This window comes from Bradyrhizobium sp. INPA03-11B, from assembly GCF_040446015.1.
Lineage (GTDB): Bacteria > Pseudomonadota > Alphaproteobacteria > Rhizobiales > Xanthobacteraceae > Bradyrhizobium > Bradyrhizobium macuxiense_A.
This window is the reverse complement of sequence record NZ_JASGSR010000262.1, coordinates 1-1,549: the sequence shown is the minus strand read 5'-3', so window position 1 is coordinate 1,549 and position 1,549 is coordinate 1. Positions and strand designations below refer to the sequence as shown.

Here is a 1,549-nt window from a genome sequence, read left to right as displayed (position 1 = left end):
CAGGCCGTGCAAAAACCACGCTCTGATGGTGGATTTTGGCGGCTGAGATTGATTCGGGGGGACGATGGGACACGTCATTGGGCGATCGCGGTATCAGGCGACGCTGTATCCCGAGACGCTGGACGAGGTGATCGCAGCGGACAGTGCGGTGCGGGTGATCGACGGCTTTGTGGACAGTCTGGATCTTGCCGGGCTGGGTTTCTCGCACGTTGAGGCGGAAGCGACGGGGCGGCCGCCTTACGATCCTCGCGACCTGTTGAAGCTTTATATCTATGGGTATTTGAACCAGATGCGTTCGAGCCGGCGGCTTGAGCGTGAGGCGCAGCGCAATGTTGAGGTATTCTGGCTGATCAACCGGGTGACGCCGGTGTTCAAGACCATTGCGGACTTCCGCAAGGATCATCCTGAGGCCATTGTCGGGGTCTGTCGGGCCTTCATCAAGTTCTGCCGCGGGCAATCGGTGTTTGGAGGCGAAGTCTTGGCGATCGACGGGAGCAAGATTGCTGCGGCAGCCAGCCGCAAGCAGGTGATCACGAAGAAGAAGCTTGCGGAGCGGGAGACGGCGATCGAGCGCAAGATCGCCGAGTATCTGACGGCGATGGATGAGGCCGACGCCGAGGAGGCGCCGCTTGAGCCGGCCAAGACCGACGTGGCGGCAGCCCTTGCCGCGTTGAAGGCTCAGCGGGCGGAGTTGCAGCAGCAGGCCAGGCAGCTGGTTCAGGAGGGTCTCAAGCAAAAGGTCCTGGGCGAGCCCGAGGCCAAGCTGATGCGCACGCCGCGCGGCCATCAGGTGGCCTACAACGCACAGATCGCGGTCGATGCCGAGCATGACCTGATCGTTGCATTCGATCTGACCAACGACGGCAATGACCTGCAGCAATTGCATCCGATGGCTCAGCAGGGCAAGGCGGCGGTCGGCGCCGATCAGGTGACTGTTGTTGCAGACACCGGCTACGCCAACGGCGCGCACGCCAAACAATGTGAGCAGGACGGCATCACCGCGATCGTGCCGGACGCCGAACGGGTCAATCCGAAGGGCAGGCAATACTTCAGTCGCGATCGGTTCAGCTACGACCGGGAGAACGACAGCTGGAGCTGCCCGGCCGGCGAGGTCCTCCGACTCTTCAAGACCTCCCGCACCAAACAGAAGAAGGAGTACCGGACGCAAGCTTGCCCGACCTGTCCGCTGAAGTCGCAATGTACCGAGGCGGCGCAGCGGATCATCGTGCGCGGCTTCCATGACGATGACCGCGAGGCCATGCATCAGCGGGCCATGGCCGATCCTGCTTGGATGAAGCTCCGCCGGCGGGTCGCCGAGCATCCGTTCGGGACCATCAAATGGATGATGGGCTTTCCGCGATTCCTCGTCCGCGGGTTGCGGAAAGCCAAAGCCGAACTGGCGCTCAGCATCACCGCCTACAACATCAAGAGAATGATCGCCATCAAGGGCCTGCCCACGCTGCTCACGGCACTCCGGCCATCCGCAGCCTGAGCCGCGCGCTTGGTCACTCAATACTCCCCGCGCCGGGCCGACTTTTCGCACGGCCTG

At 62.8% G+C, this 1,549-nt stretch carries 1 protein-coding gene; it reads left to right on the top strand.

Translation table 11 applies throughout. The features are described from left to right. The first annotated feature begins 64 nt into the window (after positions 1-64). Positions 65-1,492: an IS1182 family transposase gene (locus QMZ05_RS40805; protein ID WP_353705886.1), complete on the top strand. Its 1,428-nt coding sequence runs from the start codon at positions 65-67 to the stop codon at positions 1,490-1,492. The last annotated feature ends 57 nt before the right edge of the window (positions 1,493-1,549 follow it).

Coding starts and splice junctions, on each gene's coding strand:
- QMZ05_RS40805 (WP_353705886.1), top strand. CDS start 65: ATGGGACACGTCATTGGGCGATCGCGGTATCAGGCGACGCTGTATCCC.